This window comes from Bradyrhizobium sp. SRL28, from assembly GCF_018596315.1.
GTDB lineage: Bacteria > Pseudomonadota > Alphaproteobacteria > Rhizobiales > Xanthobacteraceae > Bradyrhizobium.
The window spans coordinates 103,297-127,375 of record NZ_JAHEAG010000013.1; the positions used below are offsets into that span (position 1 = coordinate 103,297).

The 24,079-nt window shown below is 63.4% G+C and carries 22 protein-coding genes; 17 read left to right on the plus strand and 5 right to left on the minus strand.

The window, feature by feature from the left end; genetic code table 11:
* Nucleotides 1-205: 205 nt before the first annotated feature.
* From KIP88_RS24055 to KIP88_RS24070, 4 genes are all read left to right on the plus strand, one after another.
* The gene (locus KIP88_RS24055) at nucleotides 206-1,921 is read left to right on the plus strand and encodes a type I secretion system permease/ATPase (protein WP_214490570.1); all 1,716 of its coding nucleotides are present in this window, start codon (nucleotides 206-208) and stop codon (nucleotides 1,919-1,921) included.
* Nucleotides 1,918-3,906 carry an HlyD family type I secretion periplasmic adaptor subunit gene (locus KIP88_RS24060; protein ID WP_214490472.1) on the plus strand — a complete coding sequence of 663 codons (1,989 nt, stop codon included), beginning with the start codon at nucleotides 1,918-1,920 and terminating at the stop codon, nucleotides 3,904-3,906. The genes KIP88_RS24055 and KIP88_RS24060 overlap by 4 nt, the downstream gene beginning before the upstream one ends.
* A 96-nt stretch (nucleotides 3,907-4,002) precedes the next feature.
* Entirely contained in the window at nucleotides 4,003-5,886 is a 1,884-nt protein-coding gene (gene htpG, locus KIP88_RS24065; protein WP_214490572.1) for a molecular chaperone HtpG, read from the plus strand.
* 85 nt (nucleotides 5,887-5,971) lie between these two features.
* Entirely contained in the window at nucleotides 5,972-7,126 is a 1,155-nt protein-coding gene (locus KIP88_RS24070) for a DUF3095 domain-containing protein (RefSeq protein ID WP_214490473.1), read from the plus strand.
* 93 nt (nucleotides 7,127-7,219) lie between these two features.
* Here the strand turns inward: KIP88_RS24070 and KIP88_RS24075 are convergent, their stop codons facing one another.
* From KIP88_RS24075 to KIP88_RS24090, 4 genes are all read right to left on the minus strand, one after another.
* Nucleotides 7,220-8,896 carry a hypothetical protein gene (locus KIP88_RS24075; RefSeq protein ID WP_214490474.1) on the minus strand — a complete coding sequence of 559 codons (1,677 nt, stop codon included), beginning with the start codon at nucleotides 8,894-8,896 and terminating at the stop codon, nucleotides 7,220-7,222.
* A gap of 217 nt (nucleotides 8,897-9,113) precedes the next feature.
* Nucleotides 9,114-9,557 carry a DUF2147 domain-containing protein gene (locus tag KIP88_RS24080; protein WP_214490475.1) on the minus strand — a complete coding sequence of 148 codons (444 nt, stop codon included), beginning with the start codon at nucleotides 9,555-9,557 and terminating at the stop codon, nucleotides 9,114-9,116.
* Nucleotides 9,558-9,644: 87 nt separating this feature from the next.
* A complete protein-coding gene (locus tag KIP88_RS24085) occupies nucleotides 9,645-11,027 on the minus strand; it encodes an MATE family efflux transporter (RefSeq protein WP_214490476.1) in 1,383 nt (460 codons plus the stop codon).
* An 85-nt stretch (nucleotides 11,028-11,112) separates the two neighbouring features.
* Nucleotides 11,113-11,652 carry a GNAT family N-acetyltransferase gene (locus KIP88_RS24090; protein WP_214490477.1) on the minus strand — a complete coding sequence of 180 codons (540 nt, stop codon included), beginning with the start codon at nucleotides 11,650-11,652 and terminating at the stop codon, nucleotides 11,113-11,115.
* Nucleotides 11,653-11,815: 163 nt separating this feature from the next.
* On the opposite strand from KIP88_RS24090, the gene KIP88_RS24095 reads away from it, so the two are divergent.
* From KIP88_RS24095 to KIP88_RS24110, 4 genes are all read left to right on the plus strand, one after another.
* The gene (locus KIP88_RS24095; protein WP_214490478.1) at nucleotides 11,816-12,412 is read left to right on the plus strand and encodes a superoxide dismutase; all 597 of its coding nucleotides are present in this window, start codon (nucleotides 11,816-11,818) and stop codon (nucleotides 12,410-12,412) included.
* Between the two features lie 154 nt (nucleotides 12,413-12,566).
* Complete coding sequence (gene crcB / locus KIP88_RS24100; RefSeq protein ID WP_214490479.1) at nucleotides 12,567-12,941, plus strand: fluoride efflux transporter CrcB; 375 nt, start codon at nucleotides 12,567-12,569, stop codon at nucleotides 12,939-12,941.
* Nucleotides 12,942-13,090: 149 nt separating this feature from the next.
* The gene (locus KIP88_RS24105; RefSeq protein WP_214490480.1) at nucleotides 13,091-13,684 is read left to right on the plus strand and encodes a permease; all 594 of its coding nucleotides are present in this window, start codon (nucleotides 13,091-13,093) and stop codon (nucleotides 13,682-13,684) included.
* 59 nt (nucleotides 13,685-13,743) lie between these two features.
* Entirely contained in the window at nucleotides 13,744-14,184 is a 441-nt protein-coding gene (locus KIP88_RS24110; protein WP_214490574.1) for a permease, read from the plus strand.
* An 846-nt stretch (nucleotides 14,185-15,030) separates the two neighbouring features.
* On the opposite strand, the gene KIP88_RS24115 is transcribed toward KIP88_RS24110, so the two are convergent.
* Nucleotides 15,031-15,555, minus strand: a complete 525-nt coding sequence (locus KIP88_RS24115; RefSeq protein WP_214490481.1) for a hypothetical protein — start codon at nucleotides 15,553-15,555, stop codon at nucleotides 15,031-15,033.
* Between the two features lie 780 nt (nucleotides 15,556-16,335).
* On the opposite strand from KIP88_RS24115, the gene KIP88_RS24120 reads away from it, so the two are divergent.
* From KIP88_RS24120 to KIP88_RS24160, 9 genes are all read left to right on the plus strand, one after another.
* Nucleotides 16,336-16,533, plus strand: coding sequence for a hypothetical protein (locus KIP88_RS24120; protein ID WP_214490482.1), 198 nt, complete (start codon nucleotides 16,336-16,338; stop codon nucleotides 16,531-16,533).
* A 2-nt stretch (nucleotides 16,534-16,535) separates the two neighbouring features.
* Nucleotides 16,536-17,291 (plus strand): metal ABC transporter ATP-binding protein, encoded by a 756-nt coding sequence (locus KIP88_RS24125; RefSeq protein WP_214490483.1) that lies wholly within the window; start codon nucleotides 16,536-16,538, stop codon nucleotides 17,289-17,291.
* Nucleotides 17,291-18,160 (plus strand): metal ABC transporter permease, encoded by an 870-nt coding sequence (locus KIP88_RS24130; RefSeq protein WP_214490575.1) that lies wholly within the window; start codon nucleotides 17,291-17,293, stop codon nucleotides 18,158-18,160. The genes KIP88_RS24125 and KIP88_RS24130 overlap by 1 nt, the downstream gene beginning before the upstream one ends.
* Before the next feature lie 2 nt (nucleotides 18,161-18,162).
* Nucleotides 18,163-19,032 carry a metal ABC transporter solute-binding protein, Zn/Mn family gene (locus KIP88_RS24135; protein WP_214490484.1) on the plus strand — a complete coding sequence of 290 codons (870 nt, stop codon included), beginning with the start codon at nucleotides 18,163-18,165 and terminating at the stop codon, nucleotides 19,030-19,032.
* Nucleotides 19,033-19,082: 50 nt separating this feature from the next.
* Nucleotides 19,083-20,135 carry a GTP-binding protein gene (locus KIP88_RS24140; RefSeq protein WP_214490485.1) on the plus strand — a complete coding sequence of 351 codons (1,053 nt, stop codon included), beginning with the start codon at nucleotides 19,083-19,085 and terminating at the stop codon, nucleotides 20,133-20,135.
* Nucleotides 20,135-21,151, plus strand: coding sequence for a WD40 repeat domain-containing protein (locus tag KIP88_RS24145; RefSeq protein ID WP_214490486.1), 1,017 nt, complete (start codon nucleotides 20,135-20,137; stop codon nucleotides 21,149-21,151). Before KIP88_RS24140 ends, KIP88_RS24145 begins: the two co-directional genes overlap by 1 nt.
* An 83-nt stretch (nucleotides 21,152-21,234) precedes the next feature.
* Nucleotides 21,235-21,570 carry a hypothetical protein gene (locus KIP88_RS24150; protein WP_214490487.1) on the plus strand — a complete coding sequence of 112 codons (336 nt, stop codon included), beginning with the start codon at nucleotides 21,235-21,237 and terminating at the stop codon, nucleotides 21,568-21,570.
* A gap of 224 nt (nucleotides 21,571-21,794) precedes the next feature.
* Nucleotides 21,795-22,736, plus strand: a complete 942-nt coding sequence (locus KIP88_RS24155; protein WP_214490489.1) for a dioxygenase — start codon at nucleotides 21,795-21,797, stop codon at nucleotides 22,734-22,736.
* An 89-nt stretch (nucleotides 22,737-22,825) separates the two neighbouring features.
* On the plus strand, nucleotides 22,826-24,070 hold the full coding sequence (locus tag KIP88_RS24160; RefSeq protein ID WP_214490491.1) for an amino acid ABC transporter substrate-binding protein: 1,245 nt from the start codon (nucleotides 22,826-22,828) through the stop codon (nucleotides 24,068-24,070).
* The last annotated feature ends 9 nt before the right edge of the window (nucleotides 24,071-24,079 follow it).

Genomic DNA, 24,079 nt, shown 5'->3' on the forward strand with positions numbered 1-24,079 from the left:
AAAATGGTCTGCATCGCGCGTCAAGGAGACTTGATAGGGAGACCCGCGCTCGAGCGGGTCGAAGGGCAGTTCAATGGGTATCGCTCAGGGGCAGGCACAGAACCGAGCGCGGGCAGCGCCGACGCCCCGCGCAATTTCGGGGCTGCTTTCGACGCTGGCCGCCGACGATCCCGTCGCCAATGCGATGCGCGCGAGCGGGCGCCGCATGATCGGCGTCGCCGTGTTCAGCGGCGTCATCAACATCCTGATGCTGTCGGGCTCCCTCTATATGTTGCAGGTGTACGATCGGGTGATTCCGAGCCGTAACCTCGCGACCCTGTTCGGCCTGTCCTTGATGGTGCTGATCGCCTATCTGGTGCAGGGATACTTCGATGCGATGCGGTCGCGGATGCTTTGCCGGATCGCAACGCTGTTCGATGGCGCGCTGCAGGGGTCGATTCATTCGGCGCTCGCCACGTTGCCGCTGCGCGGGGTGAAGCCGGTCCTGATGCAGCAGCCGCTGCGCGATCTCGATCAGGTGCGCACCTTCATGTCGGGCATGGGACCGACGGCGTTCCTGGACATGCCGTGGATTCCGGTCTTTCTGATCGGGCTGTTTCTGTTTCACCCGCTGATCGGCTTCACGGCGCTGCTCGGCACCGCGGCGATCATTGCCATGACATTGGTGACCGAGCGTATCTCGCGCGGCGCGACCAAGGCGGCGATGGACTTGAACGCGCAGCGGCAGGTGCTGGCGGATGCGACGCAGCGCAACGCGGAAATCGTTCGGGCGCTCGGCATGACGGATCGGTTGACGGCGCGCTGGTCGCAGGCCAACGAGCGGTACCTGCAGGAAAACATCCGCGCGACCGACGTCTATGCCAATCTCGGTTCGGCCGCGAAGGTGCTGCGCTATATCCTGCAATCGGGAATGCTGGGCATAGGCGCCTATCTCGTCATCGCCGACAAGGCGTCGGGCGGCATCATGATCGCGTCCTCGATCCTGATGGGGCGCGCGCTCGCGCCCGTCGAAATCGCGCTCGGCACCTGGAAGCAACTGGCCGCCGCCCGCCAGGGCCTCGCGCGCCTGCGCGACATCTGCAAGGCGACCGCGCCGCCTCCGGCGCCGCCGGTCATGTTGCCGCGTCCCTGCCGCGAATTGTCCGTGCAGAATCTCGCGGTGGCAGCACCCGGCTTCGACATGCCTATCGTGTCCGGTGTCACGTTTTCGCTCAAGGCCGGCGCGGGGCTGGCGCTGCTGGGCGCGAGCGCCTCGGGCAAGACCTCGCTCTCGAAGGCGCTGGTTGGAATCTGGCCGGCGCATCGGGGCGCCGTGCGGCTCGACGGCGCGTCGCTCGATCAATGGCGCAACGAGGATCTCGGCCGGCATGTCGGCTATCTGCCACAGGATGCCGGCCTGTTCGATGGCACCGTGGCGGAGAACATCTGCCGCTTTGACGAACACGCGACCTCCGACGCCATCCTGAAGGCTGCGCAGATCGCAGGTGTCCACGACATCATCCTGCGCCTGCCGGAAGGCTACGCGACGCGAATAGGGCAGGGCGGCATGTCGCTGTCGGCTGGCCAGAAGCAGCGGGTGGGCCTGGCGCGGGCGGTGTTCGGTGACCCGTTCCTGCTGGTGCTCGATGAGCCCAACGCCAATCTGGATGCCGACGGCGAGAACGCCTTGACGCGCGCCATCGGGATCATGCGTCAGAACAAATCCATCGTCGTCGTCATCTCGCATCGTCCGAGCGCGCTCTCCGCGCTGGATATGACGATGGTGCTCTACGAAGGCAAGGCGATCGCGTTCGGCCCGAGCGCAGAAGTGTTCGCGCGCGTCCGCAACGCTGGCGGCAAGGGCGCGCCGGGATCGCCGCAGCCCCCACCGCAGGCCAAGGCAGAGCAGCGCCCATCACTTGCCGAGAGTGTTTCATCATGAAGAGTTTTGATCACGATGAAAGAGGTGCGCGACGCCGGATCGGGGGGACAGATGAGGACGTCGCGGCGCCGCAGGGCCAGGCGCTGATCCTCGAACTGCAGCGATTGCGGCAGGCTTTCGAGCACGACAATCTGCAGGACCAGCGGCCGCCGCTTCGCCGCCCGGCGAATGACGAATCACGTCCGGGCTCCCGGCGTTCGCGCCAGGCCCGGCCGAAGCGGACGAAAAAGAAAGGCAAGATGGGACGGGTGCTGGATTGGCTCGGCCCCTTCGGATCCCAGTCCGAGGTTCTCGATCCCGAGCCTCCGGCGCCGCGCGGCGGACGCAGCACGCGTCAGCCGGAGTTCATGACCCCGCCACCGGCGGGCAGTGCGCGCGGCCCGGCGGGCCATGCCCCGGCAGGCAATTCGTGGCCGAACGAACGGCAGGCGCGCGGTCCGATGATCGCGCCCGACGATCCGTCGCTCATGTACATTCCGAAGCCGCGGCCGGAGGCTTTGCAGATCGACGACAGGCGGGAACCGCCTCGCATCGAGGCGCCCCAATTGGCGCCGCCGAGCCCCGCGGGCCCGGTGCCGCGCGAACGTTCCGTGACCGGGGTCGTCCGCAACGGCCTGACCGCTGGCGTCGCATTCCTTGCCAATCGCGATGGATCGGCGGATGTGGCGGGCGCGCCCGGCGAGAGCATCGTGCTGCGGGCGGCGCGCGCCTATGAGGGCGAATTGCGCACCGGGTTGCGGGCGCTGCTGGTCGTCGGCGGGTTGGCAGGCGGCTGGATGGCGCTGGTCCCGTTGTCGGGCGCCGTCGTGGTGCCGGGCAATCTGGTGGTGCAGTCCAACGTCAAGGCCATTCAGCATCCGACCGGCGGCGTGGTCGCGCAGATCGCGGTCAATAATGGCATGCGGGTCAACGCCGGCGATCTGCTGCTGCGGCTGGACGCGACGCAGGCGCAGGCCAGCCTTCAGGTGGTGAGCAAGCAACTCGACGAAGTACGGGCGAAGATCTCGCGGCTGGTCGCCGAGCGCGACGGTCTGCCCCGGCCGGCGATACCGGCCGAAATGTCGGCCCGGCTGGACGACGGCAATGTCAAGACGCTGCTCGCCTCCGAAGCCTCGCTGTTCAGGGCGCGGGTGACCGCGCGCGAGAGCCAGAAGGAGCTGTTGCAGAGCAAGGTGTCGCAGCTTGGCGAGGAGATCATAGGTCTCGAAGCGCAGGTCGCGTCCAAGGCCAAGCAACTGGAGCTGATCACCGGCGAGCTCACGGGCGTGCAGGAGCTCTTCGACAAGCGTCTCGTGCCGATCGCGCGGCTCACGGCCTTGCAGCGCGAGAGCGCCAGAATCGAAGGTGAACGCGGCCAGTTGATGTCAACCATCGCCGAGACCAAAACCAAGGTCGACGAGGCGAAGCTTCAGATGGTCAGGCTCGACCAGGATGTACGGACGGAAGTCGTCAAGGATCTCGGCGAGGCGCAGGGCAAGGAGGCCGAACTTAGCGAGCGGAGCATCGCGGCGCGCGACGTGCTCAACCGCATCGAGATGCGCGCACCGACGTCGGGCGTGATCCACCAGCTGAACGCCCACACCATCGGCGGCGTCATTCGCGCCGGCGACACCGTCATGGAGGTGGTGCCGGATTCCGACGATCTGCAGATCGAGGCCAAGTTGCAGCCGAATGACATCGACCAGGTGCGGAAGGGCCAGCAGGCTTTTGTCCGATTCTCGGCCTTCAACCAGCGTGTGACGCCGCAGTTGATCGGTCAGGTGTCGTATGTCTCGCCCGACACCACCAGCGACAAACAGACCAACATGTCCTATTTCACGGTCCGGATCATGCTGCCGGAAGAAGAGCGCCGGCGGCTGGCTGGGCTGCAGCTCTCCTCGGGCATGCCCGCGGAAGTGTTCATGCAGACCGGCAGCCGGACCATGCTCAGTTATCTGTTCAAGCCGATCCTGGACCAGTTCCAGCGCGCCTTTGTCGAGCGGTGAGGGGGCGATATCGGGTTGCTGCGAGGCTAAAACTTGCCACTCCAGATGGTATCGCTATATCAGGGCTTTGCTTTTGCCCTGTTCCCTGCGAGCCCCCTGATGACCACCACCACTGCCCCCGAATCCCAGCCGTTCCAGGCCGAGGTTGCCGAACTTCTGAACCTGATGGTGCACTCGGTCTATTCGGAGACCGACATCTTCCTGCGCGAGCTGATTTCGAACGCATCGGATGCCTGCGACAAGCTGCGCTATGAGGCGATATCAGCGCCCGAGCTGATTGCCGACGGCGCGCCGCCCAGGATCCGCATCGCGCCGAACAAGGCGGCCGATACGCTTTCCGTCGTCGACAGCGGCATCGGCATGGACCGGCAGGAGCTGATCGACAATCTCGGCACCATCGCACGCTCCGGCACGAAATCCTTTCTCTCCCGCCTGACCGAGGCCAAGGACGGCACCAATCTGATCGGCCAGTTCGGGGTCGGCTTCTATGCCGCGTTCATGGTTGCCGATCGCATCGTCGTCACCAGCCGCCGCGCCGGTTCGGATGAGGCTTTTGTCTGGTCGTCCTCGGGTGGCAGCGGGTTTGAAATCGCGCCTGCCAGCGAGGAGGACGCCGCGCGTGTCACGCGCGGCACCGAGATCGTCCTGCACCTGAAAAAGGATGCGGCGAAGTATCTGGAGACGTTCGAGATCGAGCGCATCGTCCGCGCCTGGTCCGACAACATCCAGTTTCCGATCGAACTGGTGCCGGAGGAGGGCGAGCCGCGCCAGATCAATTCGGCCAGCGCGCTGTGGCAGCGGCCGAAATCGGAGCTCTCGGCAGAGGACTACAAGCAGGCCTACCAGCAGATCGCCGGCGCGTTCGACGATCCCGCGATGACGCTGCATTATCGCGCCGAGGGCCGGCAGTCCTATGCGGTGCTGCTGTTTGCGCCGTCGACCAAGCCGTTCGACCTGTTCGATCAGTCGCGCAAGGGCAAGGTCAAGCTTTATGTCCGCCGCGTCTTCATCGCCGACGACGCCGATCTCTTGCCGGCTTACTTGCGCTTCATCCGCGGCGTGATCGACAGCGAGGATTTGCCGCTCAACATCTCCAGAGAGATGCTGCAGAACAATCCGCAGCTCACGCAGATCCGCAAAGCCGTGACCGGCCGCGTGATATCGGAGCTGGAAAGCCTCGGCGAGAAGGAGCCGGAAGCGTTCGAAAAAATCTGGGACGCGTTCGGCCCCGTGATCAAGGAAGGCATCTGGGAGGACTTTGAGCGCCGCGAGAAACTGTTAGGCTTGTCGCGCTTCACCACGACCAAGGGCGAGAAGCGCGCGCTCAAGCAATATGTCGAGGACCTCAAGCCGAATCAGACCGACATCTATTACCTGACCGGCGACAGCATCGAACGGCTGAAGGCGAATCCGAAGCTGGAATCCGCGACCGCGCGCGGCATTGAGGTGCTGCTGCTGACCGATCCGGTCGATGCGTTCTGGACCTCGGCGCCGCTCGATTTCGGCGGCAAGCCGCTGAAGTCGCTGAGCCAGGGCGATATCGATTTCGCCCTGATCCCGCTGCTGGATGACAAGGCCGAGGACAAGAAGGACGAGGCCGGCGCCGACGAAGCCATGACGATTGCGCTGATCAAGGACGCGCTCGGCGAGCGCGTCTCCGACGTGCGCGCCTCGCAGCGGCTGACCTCGAGTGCGTCATGCCTGGTTGCCGGCGGTGACGCGCATGATCGTATGCTCGAGCGGCTCTTGGCGATGCAGAACAAGGCTCCCACCACCAAGCCGATCCTGGAGATCAACATGCGCCATCCCCTGGTCGCGGCGATCGCCGGCGACAAGGATGCGGCCAAGGAACTGTCAAAGGATCTGTCGTTCCTGCTGCTGGAGCAGGCTCAGATCCTCGACGGCGAGTTGCCGGAAGATCCGGCGGCCTTTGCCAACCGGCTCAATCAGCTGGTGCTGCGGGGGATAGCGAAGGGGTAGGACGTTCAGCCGCACGGCTGAACCAGATTCCAATATCGGTCGTATCTGCTAGGAAGGTGCGAACCCCGGGGTAGCCCAGATCGCCATGACGACGCCTGACGGCACCGATATTTTCTACGGCTCGATCCCGGTCTTTCGCGGCTTTGGCAGCCTGATGGACCCGGCGATGTATTCGCCGTTGCCTGATGACTGGACCGTCGGCGTCGCCGATATCGTGGAATCGACCAAGGCGATCGCGAACCAGCGCTACAAGGCAGTCAACATGGCGGGTGCGGCCGTCATCGCGGCCGTCACCAACGCGCTCGACGGGCGCGAATTTCCGTTCGTGTTCGGCGGCGATGGCGCGAGCTTTGCGGTGTCGCCCGGCGACCTCGCGCGCGCCCGCGATGCGCTGGCGGCGACCGCGGCATGGGTCCGCGAAGATCTCGATCTGGTGATGCGGGTGGCGCTGGTGCCGGTCAGGGATATCCGCGCGCAGGGCCTCGACATCAAGGTAGCCCGCTTCGGCCCGTCGGCCAATCTGTCCTACGCGATGTTTTCCGGCGGCGGGTTGGGGTGGGCGGATGCCGCGATGAAGCGGGGCGAGTTTGCGGTGCCGGCGGCAGCGCCCGGCACGCAGCCCGATCTGTCCGGCCTGTCGTGCCGGTTCGAGGAAATGCCTTCCACGCGCGGGATCATTCTGTCCGTACTCGTGGTGCCTACCAAGGGCGCCGATCCACTCGCCTTCCGCAAGGTGATCGAAGACATCATCAGGCTGGTCGAACAGTCTCCGGATGCCGGGCGGCCGGTGCCGCCGGGCGGGCCGCCGCTGCGCTGGCCGCCGGCCGGCGTGGAGTATGAAGCGCGCGCCGCGCGCGGCGGGCCGCTGTTGAAGCGGCGCTCGATCGTGCTCGCGGTGACGCTGTGGGCCTATGTCGTGATGCGCTTCGGCATCAAGGTCGGCAATTTCGTGCCGAAGAATTACGTGCAGCAGGTGGTGGAAAATTCCGACTTCCGCAAATATGACGACGGCCTGCGGATGATCCTCGATTGCACGCAGGAGCTGGAGCGCGCGCTGGCGGAGCTTCTGGTCAACGCGGCCTCAGCGAGGGTCGTGCGCTACGGCCTGCACCGGCAGGACGCGGCGATGATGACCTGCTTCACGCCGTCGGTGATGCGCAGCGATCACGTCCACTTCATCGACGGCGCCCGCGGCGGGTATGCCTCGGCGGCGACAGCGCTGAAGGCGATGGCGGCGTAGTTTCAGGTCCCATGGTGTTCTCGAGCGAAGTGGTACCGGATTCCCGTAAGGTGCCGGCGGAGTAGATTTTACGAGCCCGGTTCAGCGAAATCGTCAATTACAACCAGTTTTCTTGCCGGGGTAATCCGCAAATCGGAGCAACCGGATATTTCTGGTTTCGATCACGTTGGTAGGTCCGCGCGACATGAATTCTCCGATGTCCGCTCCCGGCGGCAATGCGACAACCACGTTGAACGTGCCGCAAATGCGACCGGTCCTTTGTTCAGTCTCCCCGAAGTTTCTTGCGGGAAAGACGACTTTGTTGGCTACTCCAATTTCGACACCAATCGGAGCAGCCTGAAGGACAGGAGAAAAGACCACGTCACGGTACTCGGTGTTCCGCCTGATGTCGTTCCACAGGTGGTAGCGATCAGGGTCGATTTTTCCTATCAAGGCTGGGCCGACGAAGGCCCGTGCGGAAACTGCCGCGCAAAAACAACTGCCGATCGCAAGCAATGTGCCCACCATCGCCGCGCGGGTCTGAAGGCGGAATTTTCCGCCGGGATCTCGGTACAGCCGCAAGAAGACGACGGCGCTAATGGGAAGAAGTGCAAACGGGACGAGGGCGTAGGCAAACATCACTTTTGCGATAGCCCATCTATGAATGACGGTGTGCTGATAGAGCAGGAGCATATGTACGTAAAACGGGACCGTCACCAGAACCAGCATCGAGGCTATCGCGAAAATCGAGCGGCGTTCAACGGGATCGATCGCGAGACGAAGCGACAGTGCAAGCAATGTCGCCGTCACCAATGTGGCGCCAACGATTAACGGGAGAACATGTGGAAAGTACCATTCCGAATGCATCTCTATGAATTTCGCAGTGAAATTCGTAATCGGATGAGCGTCGGTCAGGTTCATCCGATAGGCGATCTTCCAAGCGAGCTCGTAAAGGGATGATGCCAATCCCTGGGTTCTGGCGATTGAGCCCGGCGTGAAAAATCGCCAAAACAGATAGATGCCGAAGGCGCTGGCCGGCAACAGCGCCAGACCCGCAAGCTGTCGTCGCGAAAAGCCTTCTATGAAGCCGAGGCGCGCGCCGGCCATGCGGATCAGCAGCCATGACGCGAAAAGCGTGTAGGACAGCCAGTCGACGAAAAACGCCAGATAGATCACGAGCAGCTGAATCGCGAGCAGGATATTCCGCTGACGTGGCGATTCCACTACATACGAAAGAGATTCGAGCAAAATGAACGCTGCCGCGTACAACAAGATCGCAATCGTAACGCAGTAGATTTGCGAGAAGAAGAACACCAGCCCGTGAGGATACAAGACCGGAAATGCGACGCCTACGGCGATGAATCCGCAAGCTGCAACGTGCAACGTATTGAGTCGGGCGATGTTGAAGGCGGTGAACGCCACCGCCAGCGCGATCATGCCGTGGGTCACCACATTGAACCAGTTGATCAACGGCACATTTGGTTCGATGTTCAATATCTGGGCGAGCAGATAAATCGGCACGAACGCGCCCGGTGGCCATGATTGATACAGCGTCACATCTGCCAGGGTCGGCGTTTCCACCGACAATGGCGAGTAGGGGGTCGCAAACCACATATTGAGCGGGCCGTTGGCCCACCAATTGTGCGCCCACATCCTGGCGCTGGAAGTCGTGACGTCGGCGTCGTATACCGGAATCTGGTCCAGATATGGAAAGCGGGTTCGCAGCACGAGCAGCCATAAGGCCGTCACCGCCAAAACGACCGTACTGACGACCGCAAACTTCAACCGCATATGAAAATCAGCCCTGCATCCGCATGCTGGATCACTACGGCTGCCATCATATTGGCTCAGCGACGCAAGATACAAGCGACGGAAACAAGACAACGAGTCTTGGAAGGCATTGGACCGGCTGAACGCCCCACTTCCAATCCAAAGACAAACGTAGCTACCCCAAGATCACCGTGTTGATTTCCCGGGCTTCCGATGGGTATGCGGCGGCGTACACGCCCTACCGCCCCACCCGCGTCCAGTTTTCGCCGCCGCAGAGCGCACCGACGCACCCCTCGACCTTGAGCGTATCCGGGCCCGCCACCGAGACACTGCTGGCATAGGTGCCGCCGTCATCGGCGTTGTAGATCTGGCCCGACCATTTGTTGGGCGCTATCGGCTGCATGCCGCTGAACAGCGGCAGGCCGATCATCGGCCGCTTCTTCAAGGCCGGATTGGGATTCTTGTCATCGACCTGCGGCTTGCCGGTGGCCGGATCGACCGGGTCTTTCAACCCGACGATCACGCCGCAGATGCCGCCGCCGCATTTGCTGATTTTCACCCGCGCGTCGCCGGCCTGGGTCAGCCAGACGCCGGTCGGCTCGCCGGCGCCTTGTGCCCAGACGGATGGTGCGGCCAGCAAGGCCGCTGAGATCGCGATGATGAAAGCCGTTCTGCAAGCCATGAATCATTCCTTCGAAAAAGCAGGCTTGCATAGCAACAAATCAGATTCGTGCAATGTGGCATTAAGTGCGATCCACTACCTGGGCGATCATTGACCCCAGCGGCTGAGTCGGATGGACAGCGCCGTGCCGAGGCCGTAAACGACCATCGCGAGGCCTGCCAGCGCGAACAGTGTCCATGCCGGCGCGCCCCCTGAGGCCAGCCACCAGCCGCCGCCCCCGACGATCAGCAATCTCGCGGTGCCGGCTATCACGGGGCCGCCGACCTTTGCTGCCCCCTGCGAAGAGAAATAGAGGCAGACGCCCATCCCGAAAAAGGCGAACGCCGGGCCCGCCCAGACCAGATAGGAAGAAGCCGCGGCGGTGACGCCGGGATCGCTGGTGAACAGCGAAACCCAGAGCGTCGGCATCACTGCGACGATCAGTCCGATGGCGCCCACGGTGATGGCGGAAGCAGTGCCCGCTATCCACGCCACCTGCCGCGCGCGCGTCACGAGCCCAGCGCCCATCGCCATGCCGACCATCGGCACCGAGGCGACGCCGAAGGCGAATGCGATCGGCGTCAGCAGGAATTCCAGCCGCGAGCCCATGCCATAGCCGGCCAAGGTCTCGGTGCCGTAGCCGGCGAGGATTTTGGTGAAGATCAGCACCGTCAGCACGGTCTGCAGCGGCGACAGGCAGGCCACCGCGCCGACCTTGAGGATGTCGAAGAACATGTCGCGCTGGAATCTGAAGCCCTTGAAGCTCAGCGTCAGCCGGCTGCGGCCGCTGACGAGGTACCAGGCCAGGAACACCGCCCCCAGCGTAAAAGCTGCAAGCTGGCCCGCGGCGACGCCGCTCATGCCGAATTTCGGCAGGCCGAACAGCCCGAGGCCCAGCGCGCCGCCAACCGTGATCTGCACCAGCGCGGTGCCGATCAGGGTCACCGATGGAATCCGCATGTCGCCGGTGCCGCGCACCACCGAGGCCAGCGTGTTGACCAGCCAGATCGCGATCGCGCCGGAGAACAGCACGTGCGAATATTGCATGGCCTGCTCGAGCACGCCGCCGCGCCCGCCGAGCAGCGTGTAGAATGCGCGGCCAAAAATCAGCATCATCGCGGTGAAGATGATTCCGGCGCAGGCGCCGATCATCGCGGCATGCAGCGCCAGCGTCGCCGCGCGGTCGCGATTCCCCGCGCCGATCGCCCGGCTGATGGCGGAGGAAACGCCGCCGCCCATCGCGCCCGCCGACATCATCTGCGTCAGCATGACGAAGGGAAACACCAGCGCGATGCCGGCGAGCGGCTCGGTGCCGAGCCGGCCGATATAGGAGGTCTCGGCGATGGCAACCAGCGTCGTGCCGGTCATGGCGATCGCATTGGGCAGCGTGAGCTTCAACAGCGTCGGCAGGATCGGCGAGGTCAGGAGCGCATTGGTCGGCGTTGACGGAACTGCGGCGGAGCGCATGTCGAGCGGGGCGTCCATGGTCATGCGTCACGTCATCCAAATCGAATAGATTATGGCTGACATATTATCGGGCCGAAGCAACGCAAGCTACCCGCTGCGAATGCAGGGGTTACCACGGCAGGCCGCATAGGTCGATGACGCCGTCGCGCGGCTTGCGGGTAAAATCGAACACGAACGGCGCCATCGCCTCGAAACGTATCCGTCCCTGCGGCTGTTCGGCATAGACCTCGCCCTGGAAGCGATGCCAGCCGCGCGCCTGGTAGAACGCTTCGTTGTGCGGCTCGCAGAACAGCATCGCAAACCTGACAGCTTCGTGATCGCGCATGGTCCTGATGGCGGCGTTCAGCGCCAGCGAGGCGTAGCCCCGTCCCCGGCAATCCGCCCGCGTCGAAACGCCGCCGATGCCGCCGATATGAACCTTGCGTCCGTCCCAGATGGCGTCACGGAAGTAGATGCCGACATGGCAGGCAAGCCCCGGCTGGGCCGCGTCCTCGGGGGCGTCAATCAGCACGCGCAGGTCGGCATGCGCCCATTTGACGTGACCCCACGAGAGCTTTTCGACCACATGAGCGGGCCAGACCGCCTGCATCAGCGGTTCGGCCCGCGGCCGTGATGCGTCCCCGTTCAGGACGTCGATCTCGATACTCATGTTCATTCCCTCGTCGCAGCGCCCCTGTCCGTCATACGCTGGGGGCGGAGGGCCGTTACGCAAGAGCCCTCCCGTTTTTCCAAAATGCGGTGTTTAAGACCGATGGAACCTTCTATAAGGGTTCCCGTTAGACTTCGTCTCCCATCAGTTCGGACATCACCCCATGACCTTCACGCTGCCCAATCTTCCCTATTCCCACGACGCCCTTGCGCCCCACATGTCCAAGGAAACGCTGGAATACCACCACGACAAGCATCACCAGGCTTACGTGACCAACGGAAACAACGCGATCAAGGGGACCGAATTCGAAGGCAAGTCCCTGGAGGAGATCGTCAAGGGTTCGTTCGGCAAGAATCCGGCCGTATTCAACAATGCCGGCCAGCACTACAACCATCTGCACTTCTGGAACTGGATGAAGCCGAATGGCGGCGGCAGCAAGCTGCCGGGCCGTCTGGAAAAGAAGATCACCGAGGACCTCGGCGGTCTCGACAAGTTCAAGGCCGATTTCGCCGCCGCCGGCGTCGGTCAGTTCGGCTCCGGCTGGTGCTGGCTGTCGGTCAAGAACGGCAAGCTCGAAATCTCCAAGACCGCGAACGGCGAAAGCCCGCTGGTCCATGGCGCGACGCCGATCCTTGGCTGTGACGTCTGGGAGCATTCCTACTACATCGACTATCGCAACCGCCGTCCCGACTATCTGAAGGCGTTCTGCGATCACCTGATCAACTGGGAATACGTCGACGAACTGTACGGCAAGGTCTGATTCCAGGCAGGATCAAAGCCTGCGATTTCGAGGGGCGGTGGCTGCGGCTGCCGCCCCTTTTTCGTTGGGCGTAGGCCTGATCCTTGCAGGGATCGCTGCTAACAGGCACAAGCGGTTTGCCGGGGCGACTTCGCCGATCTGGGAAAATGCTGCGATGAGCTATTTGCTGGTCTTTATCGGTGGCGGTCTCGGCTCGACGTTGCGCCATCTCATCAACGTCATCTGCGCCCGCTGCCCCGGTACGGGATTTCCCTGGGGCACCTTCATCATCAACATCACGGGCTCGACCGTGATGGGGCTGATCGCAGGCTATCTCGCCTTCAAGGGCGAGGCATCGCAGCCCTGGCGGCTGTTTTTGATGACCGGCATCCTCGGCGGCTACACCACGTTTTCGGCGTACTCGCTCGATGCGGCGCTGCTCTACGAGCGCGGCGAACTCACATCAGCGGCGCTTTACGTCATAGGCTCGGTCGTGCTCTCGATTGCCGGACTGTTTGCCGGCCTTGCGCTGGTCCGCCAGTTCACCTGAACGAATGGTCCGTGCGGGTAGAGCCGCGTGACGTCGTCGCATGGGCATGCCCCGGGATGCGCATGGGTATCGGCCAGCTTCCGTTTGCGTCGCCAGCATGGCGGGACTAAGCAGGGACGGAATAGCATCACTCCTCCGACTCATCGCCCTTGTCAGAATCTCCGATAAAAGACCCGGCGCCTGCCGATGACGGCGAGACGCGTCCAAAGCGCGCCCGCAAGCCGGTGGGCTGGTCGATGATCGTGATCGGTGCGCTGGTCGCGGTTTGTGCAGGCCTGGTCTGGCGGCGCGACGGCATCGATGGCGTGCTCAAGATCCTCACGCATGATCTCTGGCTGTTCGGGGAAATCATGCCGCGCGTGCTGGCCGGCTGCCTGCTCGGCGGCTTCATCGCGGAAATTCTGCCGCACGAGAAAGTCTCGCGGGCGCTGGGGCCGAACTCGGGCCTGAAGGGATTGCTGATCGGAACGGCGTTCGGCGCAATCCTGCCCGGCGGTCCCTTCACTGCCTATCCGGTGGCGGCGGCGCTGCTCACCGTCGGCGCCGATTTCGGCGCCACCATCGCGATGGTGGTGAGCTGGACGCTGATCGGCTACGGCCGCGCGGTCGCCTGGGAGCTGCCGATCCTCGGCACCGAGTTCACGCTGTGGCGGATCGTGATCTCGCTGCCGATCCCGGTGCTGGCAGGCTGGCTCGGCCGCTTTGTCTTCGTGCGGATGTATCCGAAGGGCGAGCCCTCGTGACGGCGTCGGCGCTGATCATCGACATCACCCTGTGGGGCTCGGTCTTGATCCTCGGCTTCATGGCCTGGCAGCGCGGGCGCGTCGTGCTGGTGTCGTCGGTGCGCGAAGGCAGCATGGACTTCATCAACATCGTGCCGCGCATTGCGCTCGGCGTGATCGGCTCGGGCTACATCGCCGCCGTCATTCCGGCGGAAGTCATCACCGGCTGGCTCGGCCCTGACAGCGGCTGGTTCGGCGTCTTGACCGCGGTGATCGCCGGCGCGGCAACCCCTGGAGGACCGGTGGTCGGTTTCTCGATCGGCGCTGTCGCGTTGAAAGTCGGCGGCGGCTCGCCGCAGGTGATCGCCTACGTCGTCGCCTGGGCGCTGTTCGCCTTCCAGCGCATGATCTTGTGGGAAATCCCGTTCATGCCGGCCCGCTTCGTCTGGTTTCGCGCGGCAGTGTCAGTGCCGTTTCCGTTCCTGGCGGCGGCGATCGCGATGGTGATCGGGAAGCCGTGAAGCCGCGCGCACAGGGTGTGCCCGACGGGTTCTTAACACCAGAGGCTGCTAGTACCCCGTAGTTCTCCGGATGAAGCGCGTTGTTCCGCCCTTGAACCTCGGATATGAATCCCCGCCGGGTGGGCCAGCCTTAAAGGGGTGCATATGAAGAAGGGTGACGTAACGTGCCCAAACTGCGGAGCCGGTTTCAGACGGCTTGAGCTTTCGTCACAGGTTGGGGCCAAGGGCGAATATCACTGCCCTGCCTGCGATATGGCGCTGGAGGTCATGGACGGAAGCAAGCTCGTTGCCTATCGCCTCACGATCCAGCCTTCCACTCGGGCCTTGAGGGCCTAGCGGAGCCGCCTGCCTTGCTCTGAAATTCAGACGGCCCCTGCCAGCCACATTAATTGTCCTGCCCCACGGGCAGCGGCCATAGCCAGCCAACGAAACACAAGCAAACCTATTTAAAAGTCTTATGACAGGGGCCGCCCCGGTTGGCGGCCTCCTTGCAGGCGCCTGCCCAATTAATTCCACTTGTCCGGTGGTGTCTCAGTTTGAAATCTCAGCGGCGTCGGCGGCGTTCGCCTTCCAGCGCACGATCCTCTGGGAAGTTCCTTTCATGCCGGCCGGTTCGTCTGGTTTCGCGCGGTGGTCTCGCTGCCGTGTCTTCGTACCTCCGGTAGGAATCGCGGCCCGGGAACCGGCGCCCTATCTTCATCGTTAACAACTTATGAAAACCATTGCCGCCACCTTTGTTGCGCTGTTCGTTTTGTGGGTCGTTGACGTCAACTTCAACGGCGCCCGTTACACCGACGCTGCCATGCGGATGATCCGATCTGCAGCCTCATCGATTGGTGTTCGAAATTAAGGCCGCCTCAGTTTTGGGAGTGGTTTCAGCTGGACGCGGTGGTGTCGCGGCGCACGCCAGCCGACGAGTATGACCTGCGCCAAAATCCTGATCCCGAGCAGCGCCAGCCACGCCGCGCATAGCAGGGCCAGCGGATGAGACAAGGTGCCCGTCGCTGGCCACAACTCCCACATCCAATAGGCTTGAGCGATCCCGGGCAGCAAGAATGTGAAGACCAGCCCCGTGGCGCTGGTGCCGACGGGAACCATCATAAGGGTGCCCAGATGGATCACCGGGGCGAGCCAGACGAGCAGGACTTCGCAAATTCCGGCGAGCAATACCCAGTTCAGGCTCTGCAGAGAATGCGTGAGGGTGTAAGCGCCGACGAAAATGACGACGGTGCCGACGAAGCCGTCTGGCTTGAAATAGAAAACGGCAAACCCACCCATGGCCATAGCTAGCGTGTCGATCAACCACTCGCGCAGCTTGCTGTCGCGCTCGGGATCGGCAGGACGTTTAGCGGGATTGGGATTCTCGGTCATCACGGGGATTGGTCGCCGCGGTCGACGACCGCGTTCGAGCGGCGCGGGTCCGGCTTCTTCCGGGCGACCTACCAATGCCTGTGTTGCCTGCCAGGCAAATCACGCCACCGCTTGGTCCAGTATCCGGCGTAAAAATATTCCCCTTTTGTTCTCGTGCAAATCAGTTCATCTATGCGCCGTCCCACCCGGCAAGAGGGGCGGCTCGCGATCGTCACGAAACGCGCGGTGGGATGCGCTGGACGCGGAAGCCATGACTGACGAGGCTGGCATGACGCGTACGGCGAAGTCGTGTGGTTCTGACGCCGCGGTGCTGGCGTCAAGTTGGCGGTTGCGCATCGATCCTATCGGATCGAGCGCGGTGTCCCGCCGACGACGGTGGCAAGAAAGCCGTTCACCGGGGAGAGCACGAAGTAAGCCGTAAAGCCACTGCGCAGGGAAGGCCGGGATGCTCCGCCTGTACCTGTATGCTCGTGTGCGTTTCTTTTGTGCGCATTTGCACACGAGACCGCGGGTGCAGCGTGCACCCGGTCTTCCCTGCGCCCTCTCTCTTTCGAGAGGGTGAAATCGAAGCAAAGCTCGGGCGAATTTCGTCGCGAGAACGCCGCCTCATATTCAGTTGTCATCGTCCGCCTTGTGCGCAATTGCGCACTGGGGCGGACGATCCAGTATTCCAGAGGCGCCAGTGATTGAATCGAGAAGCCGCGGCGTACTGGATGCCCCGCCTTCGCGGGGCATGACAGGCAGGGGTGCGTGGACTCCCGTAATGTTATAATATAACGTATGTCCATGCCTCACGCCCATTCCCACGACCACGCGCATCATCACCACAGCCACGCCCATTCCCATGGCCCGGCGACGCCACATCCGGCGCAACCGGCTCCCTGGTCGATCCTGCGCATGACCGTGGCAGCCCGCCTTGCCGCGGCGCTCGCGGTCAGCGCCGCTCTGTGGGCCGTTGTGCTTGTCGCGATGAGGTGAGCATGGCCGCGCAGCTCAAATTCCACAACGTCACGCTGGGCTACGACCGGCATCCGGCGGTGCATCACCTCAACGGCGAGGTGGCCGCGGGCGCGCTGGTGGCGGTGATCGGGCCGAACGGCGCCGGCAAGTCGACGTTGTTTCGCGGGCTCGCCGGCATTTTGAAACCGCTCTCGGGGTCGATCGATCTCGGCGGCCTCGATATTCGCGACATCGCCTATCTGCCGCAGAGCGTCGACATCGACCGCAGCTTTCCGATTTCGGTGTTCGATCTGGTCGGCACTGGCCTGTGGCGCTCCACCGGATTTTTCGGCGGCATGGGCAAGGCGGAGCGGGAGAAGATCACCAAGGCGCTCGCCGCCGTCGGCCTCAACGGATTTGAGAACCGCTCGATCGGCACGCTCTCCGGCGGCCAGATGCAGCGCATGCTGTTCGCGCGCGTGCTGCTGCAGGATGCGCGCCTGATCGTGCTGGACGAGCCGTTCAATGCCATCGACACGAAGACCTCGGCCGATCTGCTCGGGCTGGTGAAGCGCTGGCACGGCGAAGGCCGCACCGTGCTGGCGGCGCTGCACGACATGGAGCTGGTGCGCGATCATTTCCCGGAAACCTTGCTGCTCGCGCGCGGGCCGGTGGCGTGGGGCGCGACCGCCGAGGTGCTGACCGCGGAAAACCTGATGGTCGCGCTGCGGATGTGCGAGGCGTTCGACGACAGCGCCGCCGCCTGCGTCGACGATATGCCCTCGCAGGCCGCGTGATGCTCTACGACGCGCTGATCGCGCCCTTCACCGAATTCGAGTTCATGCGCCGCGCGCTCGCCGCCGTGATCGCGCTCGCGCTGGGCGCTGCGCCGATTGGCGTATTTTTGATGCTGCGGCGGATGAGCCTCGTCGGCGACGCGATGGCGCATGCGATCCTGCCGGGCGCGGCGATCGGCTTCCTGGTCTCCGGTATCAACCTGTTTGCGATGACGACGGGCGGGCTGATCGCAGGCTTCACCGTCGCGATCCTTGCCGGCGTGGTGGCACGCACCACCGAGCTCAAGGAAGACGCCTCGCTCGCGACCTTCTATCTGGTGTCGCTCGCGCTCGGCGTCACCATCGTCTCGGTCAAGGGCACCAATATCGACCTGCTGCATGTGCTGTTCGGCAACATCCTGGCGATGGACGACCAGACGCTGCTGGTGATCGCCTTCAACGCCACGATTACGCTGCTGGTCATGGCCGTGATCTTCCGGCCGCTGGTGATCGAATGTGTCGACCCGATATTCCTGCGCACCGTCTCTCGCGCCGGTGCGCCCGCGCATCTGGCGTTCCTGGCGCTGGTCGTGATCAATCTCGTCAACGGCTTTCACGCGCTCGGCACGCTGCTCGGCGTCGGCCTGATGATCCTGCCCGCCGGCATCGCGCGCTTCTGGTCGCGCGACATCACCGGCATGATCTGCATCGCGGTCGCCAGCGCGATCGTCTCCGGCTATGCCGGGCTGGTGCTGTCGTTTCAGACCAAGATTCCTTCGGGACCTGCAATTATTCTGATTGCTGCGGGGATTTACGTGGTCTCGCTATTGTTTGGCCCCGTCAGCGGCCTGGTCCGGCAGATGTTCCCCGGCCGTCACCTCGAGGCGTAGTCATGATCCGGCTCTGGCTCATCGCTCTCACTCTGATCGCGGCTGTTGGTCCGGCCCGCGCCGCGGATCGCCTCAACGTCGTCGCCAGCTTCTCGATCATCGGCGACTTCGTCCGCAATGTCGGCGGCGATCGTGTCAACGTGACAACGCTGGTCGGTCCCAACAGCGATGCACATGTCTATGTGCCGACGCCTTCGGATACAAAAAAAGTGGCGGATGCGAAGCTCGTCTTCGTCAACGGTCTCGGCTTTGAGGGCTGGTTGTCGCGGCTGGTGAAATCCGCCGGCGGCAAGGCTTCTGTCGTGACCTCGACATCTGGCATTGCGCCGCTCAAGCTCGGTTCGGAGGCCGATCCGCACGCCTGGCAATCGGTTGCGAACGCGAAGATCTATGTCGCCAATATCCGCGATGCGCTGGCTGCGGCTGCTCCTTCGGACGCCGAAGCGTTCAAATCCGGGGCGAGTGCCTATCTGGCCGAGCTCGATGCGCTGGAGCGCGAGGTGCGCGAGGGGATCGCGAAAATTCCGGAGAACCGCCGCAAGGTGATCTCGACCCACAATGCCTTCGGCTATTTCGCCACCGCCTATGGCGTCGAATTCATCGCGCCGCTCGGCGTCTCGACCGAATCCGAGGCCAGCGCCCGCGATATCGCAAGGATCATCACCCAGGTCAGGACCGCCAGAATACCGGCGGTGTTCCTCGAAAATATCAGCGATCCCCGCCTGATGGGCCGGATCTCGGCCGAGACCGGCGCCAGGGTCGGCGGAACGCTCTATTCGGACAGCCTGACGGCCGAAAAGGGCGATTCTCCCACTTACATTGCAATGGTCAGGCACAATATAAAGGCCTTGACCAGCGCGCTGAGCCCATAGGGCAGGGGCCTCCCTGCTTGCTCGTGCGATCATTCCGCTCCGGAGTTATTATGTCTGAACTTTCATCCCAAAAAATTCCAGTGACCGTGCTGACGGGCTATCTCGGCGCCGGCAAGACCACGCTGCTCAACCGCATCCTGTCGGAAAACCACGGCAAGAAGTACGCCGTCATCGTCAACGAATTCGGCGAGATCGGCATCGACAACGACCTCATCATCGGCGCCGACGAAGAGGTGTTCGAAATGAACAATGGCTGCGTCTGCTGCACCGTGCGCGGCGACCTCGTGCGCATCATGGACGGCCTGATGAAGCGCAAGGGCAAGTTCGACGCCATCATCGTCGAGACCACGGGATTGGCGGACCCGGCCCCGGTGGCGCAGACCTTCTTCGTCGACGAGGACGTGCAGAAGAACGCCCGGCTCGACGCGGTCGTGACGGTGGCTGATGCAAAGTGGCTGAGCGACCGTCTCAAGGACGCTCCCGAGGCCAAGAACCAGATCGCGTTCGCAGACGTAATCGTGCTGAACAAGACCGATCTCGTTTCCAAGGCCGAGCTGGCCGAAGTCGAGGCCCGCATCCGCGGCATCAATCCGTATGCAAAGCTGCACCGCACCGAGCGCTGCAAGGTCGCGCTGTCGGACGTGCTGGAGCGCGGCGCGTTCGATCTGGATCGCATCCTGGAGATCGAGCCGGAATTCCTCGACGCCGGCGACGGCCACGATCATCACCACGATCACCATCATGGCCATGACCACCACCACGATCACAGCCATAGCCATGGCGGGCTGAAGCATTATCACGACGAGGACATGCAATCGCTGTCGCTGCGGTCGGACAAGCCGCTCGACCCCACCCTATTCATGCCGTGGCTGCAAAACCTCGTCGCCACCGAGGGCCAGAAGATTTTGCGCTCGAAGGGCATCCTCGCCTTCACCGACGACGACGATCGCTATGTATTCCAGGGCGTGCATATGATGCTGGAGGGCGATCACCAGCGGAAGTGGAAGGACGGCGAGCCGCGCGAAAGCCGCGTCGTCTTCATCGGCCGCGAATTGCCGGAGCAGAAGATCCGCGACGGTTTCGAAAGCTGTATCACGACGTGATGAAAGAGTTTGATCCGGGCGAAATGCCCTCCATCGCTTCCCTCACCGACAAGGTACGGGCGTTGCCTGTCGGCATGCCCGTCACGTCGATTCATTTCCTCGGTGACACCGCGGTGTTCATCGGCGCCGAGGAAAACGCCGCGATGGCCAATGAGGCGGGTGAAGTCTCGACCGTCGCCGTTCATGGCGGCGCCGTGCTGTGCGCGGCGTCCGACGGCAAGCGCATCGTCACCGGCGGCGACGACGGCAAGCTCGTTGCGCTGAATGCGAAGGGCGAGACGTCGGCACTGGCGACCGATACAAAACGGCGCTGGATCGACAATGTCGCGCTGCATCCCGATGGCGCCGTGGCGTGGTCGGCGGGCAAGACCGCGTTTGTCCGCAGCGGCAAGGGTGAGGAGAAGAGCTTTGATGCTCCCTCGACCGTCGGCGGACTGGCCTTCGCGCCGAAGGGCCTGCGCGTAGCGATCGCCCATTACAATGGCGTGACGCTGTGGTTTCCCAACATGGCGGCGAAGCCGGAATTTTTGGAATGGGCCGGCTCGCATCTCGGCGTTACCTTCAGCCCCGACAACAAATTCCTGGTCACCACCATGCATGAGCCGGCGCTGCACGGCTGGCGGCTTGCCGATAACCGGCACATGCGAATGAGCGGCTATCCCGGCCGCGTCCGCTCGATGTCGTGGAGCGTGGGTGGCAAGGGGCTCGCCACCTCCGGCGCCGACACCGTGATCATCTGGCCGTTCACCAGCAAGGACGGTCCGATGGGCAAGGAGCCGGCGATGCTGGCGCCATTGCAGGCACGCGTCTCCATGGTCGCCTGTCATCCGAAGCAGGACATCATGGCGACGGGCTATAGCGATGGCACCGTATTGATCGTGCGGCTCGAGGACGGCGCGGAAATTCTGGTGCGCCGCAATGGCAGCGAGCCGGTCTCGGCGCTGGCCTGGAACGCCAAGGGCACGCTGCTGGCCTTCGGCACCGAGGACGGCGACGCCGGGATCCTGGAATTCTAGGCGCCTCGGACAGGTCCAGTTCCCCACGGAACCATGCGCCTTGCCGGCCGTTGACTTCACGAACAATTTCGTGGGGTTGAACAATGCCTGCCGATGACCGCCAACGCGAATACCGACGGGAAATGCTGCTCGCGTCCGCGCTGATCGCGGCCGGGCTGGTCATATCGGCGCTTGCGCTGACCGCTCTCACCGCGCGCGATCCCCAGCAAATCGCGCAGGCGACGCCGCCTACGCAATCGACGCCGGGCGCGGAAACGAAGCCGTCCGCGCCATCCGAACCGGCCACGACCGGCCAACGGCCATCGGACATTCCGCCGCAACCGGCCCGTCCCGACGCAGACGCGCAGAAGGCGGGCGCTCAGCCCGCGCTGCCGCCGGCGCCGGCCGAGAAGGTTGCGCCGCCGATTCGCGAGAAGTGATCCCACTTCCGTCACGCCAATTGTGCAATCGCAAAATCGTGGGCTGGCGAAACCGGCGGTACGCGTCCTGACGCATCAATGTGCAGGAATGTGACCTCATCCGCTCGTATCAATTTGTATGAGGGGCGCCGCCTTCGAACGCCTTGTGTTGATCCCCAACAAGCGGTTAGGCTTGCTGCAATAACAGCCGGCAACCCAAATAACAGCCGGTCAGGGAGTGACGCATGCGTGAGTTAACGCCTGAAACGATCACGGACGCCGTGCTCGACCAGATGGCGACGACGCCGGACCCGCGCCTGAAGACGATCATGGCGTCGGCGGTCAAGCACCTCCATGCCTTCGCCCGCGAGGTCAATCTGACGCCGGCGGAATGGATCAAGGGCATCGAATTCATGACCGCCGCCGGCAAGATGTGTTCGCCGGAACGGCAGGAATTCATCCTGCTGTCCGACACGCTCGGCCTCTCTGCGCTCGTCAACGGCCTGCACGACGCCACCGCCCTCGAGGAAGCCACCCATACCAGCCTGCTCGGTCCATTTTACCGCGAGGCCACGCCGACGCTCGCCGCCGGCAGTTCGATCGCCAAGAACCCGAAGCCGGGCAGCGAGTGCGTGCTTTATGGCCGTGTCACCGATGCCACCGGCAAGCCGGTCGCCAACGCCACCATCTCGATCTGGCAAACCGGCGCTGACGGCCTCTATGACATTCAGGCGAGCGCGACGTCGGTCGACTATCGCGGCGTGTTCGCAACCGATGCTGATGGCGTCTATGTGCTGCGCACTGTGAAACCACTCGGATACTCGATCCCGATGGATGGGCCGGTCGGTGCCATGGTGAAGGCGCAGGCGCGGCATGGCATGCGGCCGGCGCATATTCACTTCCTGGTCGGCGCGCCGGGCTATCGCGAACTGGTCACGGCGCTCTATCTGCGCGACGATCCGCATCTGGCTGACGATGTCGTATTCGGCTCGTCCGGCGATCTCGCCGTCGACGTGGCGGCAAACGACCCGGACTGTCCGATCAAGGGCATGCCGAGCATCCGCTTCGACATGCGGGTTTCGCGTGAAAGCGAGGCCGACAAGACCAGCGGGCGCGTCGGCGCCGATCCGTCGGCGATCATGAAAAAATCGGCCAGAAACGAAGCCGCGCCGGTGGGAGCCAAATAATCTCGGTCTGAACTAACCATTCGCAGCGACCGGACGGAGATCCGGCGGAATCGAAATGACTGATAACAACGACAAATGAGGGGGACGCAATGAAACGCAGGACATTCCTTGGCGGTGCGATGGCCGTCGCAGTGGTTGGGCAGGGCTCGCGCGCGCTGGCGCAGCAGCCGCCGATCAAGATCGGCATGTCGATGCCGCAAACCGGCGGTCTTGCCGGCGGCGGCAAGGCTTCGCTGCTCGGCATCGAAATCTGGCGCGACGACATCAATGCCAAGGGCGGCCTGCTCGGCCGCAAGGTCGAACTGGTCGTCTATGACGACAAGTCGAGCGCATCAGAGACGCCGGCGATCTACGCCAAGCTTGTCGACGTCGACAAGGTCGATCTCCTGTTCGCGCCTTACGCGACCGTGCCGACCGCGCCGATCATGCCGTTCGTCAAGCAGCGCGGCCTGCTGCTGATGGGGAATTTCTCGTTCCAGGTAAACAGCAAGGTCGGCCACGACATGTGGTTCAACAATGCGCCCTGGGGCCCGGCCGACAGCTGGGCGGCCTCGTTCCTCGATCTGGCGCAGAAGGCCGGCGGCAAGAGCATGGCGCTGCTCACGGCGGACCAGGAATTCGCGCAAAACCTCGCGCTGACCGCACGCGACGTCGCCAAGAAGCGCAACATACCGGTTGTCTTCGACCAGTCCTATCCGCCGAACACGGTGGAATTCGCTTCCATCATCCGCGCGCTCAAGGCCGCCAAGCCCGACATCGTCTATGTCGCGTCGTATCCGCCCGACTCGGCCGGCATCCTGCGCGCCGTGAACGAGATCGGGATCGGCGACGACGTCAAGATCTTCGGCGGCGGCATGGTCGGCCTGCAGTTCGCGGCCGTGATGTCCAATCTGGGTTCGCTGCTCAATGGCGTCGTGAACTACAATACCTGGCTGCCTGAATCGAGCATGTATTTCGACGGCACCAAGGCGTTTTTCGACACCTATACCAAGCGCGCCATCGAGGCCAAGGTCGATCCACTCGGTTACTATCTGGCGCCGTTCGGTTATGCGATGGGACAGATGATCGATGCGGCGGTCGGTGCGACCAAGTCGCTCGACCAGAAGGGCATCGCCAAATATCTGCGCGATAACGAGCACAAGACCATCGTCGGGCCGATCGCGTTTTCGGCAGATGGCGAGCGCAAGGAAACGGCGACGCTACAGGCACAGTTCCGGGGCGTGAAGGACAAGGACATCGAACAGTTCCGGTCCTCCGGCAAGCAGGTGATCCTGTTCCCCGAGAAGCTGAAGACTGGAAGTCTCATCAGTCCCTTCGAGGCTGCTCGAAAGTAGGCCTCGTGG

Bases quoted from the DNA above. Each gene is read 5' to 3' on its own strand.
- KIP88_RS24055 (WP_214490570.1), top strand. From the start codon at position 206: ATGATCGGCGTCGCCGTGTTCAGCGGCGTCATCAACATCCTGATGCTG.
- KIP88_RS24060 (WP_214490472.1), top strand. From the start codon at position 1,918: ATGAAGAGTTTTGATCACGATGAAAGAGGTGCGCGACGCCGGATCGGG.
- KIP88_RS24070 (WP_214490473.1), top strand. From the start codon at position 5,972: ATGACGACGCCTGACGGCACCGATATTTTCTACGGCTCGATCCCGGTC.
- KIP88_RS24075 (WP_214490474.1), bottom strand. From the start codon at position 8,896: ATGCGGTTGAAGTTTGCGGTCGTCAGTACGGTCGTTTTGGCGGTGACG.
- KIP88_RS24080 (WP_214490475.1), bottom strand. From the start codon at position 9,557: ATGGCTTGCAGAACGGCTTTCATCATCGCGATCTCAGCGGCCTTGCTG.
- KIP88_RS24085 (WP_214490476.1), bottom strand. From the start codon at position 11,027: ATGACCATGGACGCCCCGCTCGACATGCGCTCCGCCGCAGTTCCGTCA.
- KIP88_RS24090 (WP_214490477.1), bottom strand. From the start codon at position 11,652: ATGAGTATCGAGATCGACGTCCTGAACGGGGACGCATCACGGCCGCGG.
- KIP88_RS24095 (WP_214490478.1), top strand. From the start codon at position 11,816: ATGACCTTCACGCTGCCCAATCTTCCCTATTCCCACGACGCCCTTGCG.
- crcB (WP_214490479.1), top strand. From the start codon at position 12,567: ATGAGCTATTTGCTGGTCTTTATCGGTGGCGGTCTCGGCTCGACGTTG.
- KIP88_RS24110 (WP_214490574.1), top strand. From the start codon at position 13,744: ATGGCCTGGCAGCGCGGGCGCGTCGTGCTGGTGTCGTCGGTGCGCGAA.
- KIP88_RS24115 (WP_214490481.1), bottom strand. From the start codon at position 15,555: ATGACCGAGAATCCCAATCCCGCTAAACGTCCTGCCGATCCCGAGCGC.
- KIP88_RS24120 (WP_214490482.1), top strand. From the start codon at position 16,336: ATGTCCATGCCTCACGCCCATTCCCACGACCACGCGCATCATCACCAC.
- KIP88_RS24125 (WP_214490483.1), top strand. From the start codon at position 16,536: ATGGCCGCGCAGCTCAAATTCCACAACGTCACGCTGGGCTACGACCGG.
- KIP88_RS24130 (WP_214490575.1), top strand. From the start codon at position 17,291: ATGCTCTACGACGCGCTGATCGCGCCCTTCACCGAATTCGAGTTCATG.
- KIP88_RS24135 (WP_214490484.1), top strand. From the start codon at position 18,163: ATGATCCGGCTCTGGCTCATCGCTCTCACTCTGATCGCGGCTGTTGGT.
- KIP88_RS24140 (WP_214490485.1), top strand. From the start codon at position 19,083: ATGTCTGAACTTTCATCCCAAAAAATTCCAGTGACCGTGCTGACGGGC.
- KIP88_RS24145 (WP_214490486.1), top strand. From the start codon at position 20,135: ATGAAAGAGTTTGATCCGGGCGAAATGCCCTCCATCGCTTCCCTCACC.
- KIP88_RS24150 (WP_214490487.1), top strand. From the start codon at position 21,235: ATGCCTGCCGATGACCGCCAACGCGAATACCGACGGGAAATGCTGCTC.
- KIP88_RS24155 (WP_214490489.1), top strand. From the start codon at position 21,795: ATGCGTGAGTTAACGCCTGAAACGATCACGGACGCCGTGCTCGACCAG.
- KIP88_RS24160 (WP_214490491.1), top strand. From the start codon at position 22,826: ATGAAACGCAGGACATTCCTTGGCGGTGCGATGGCCGTCGCAGTGGTT.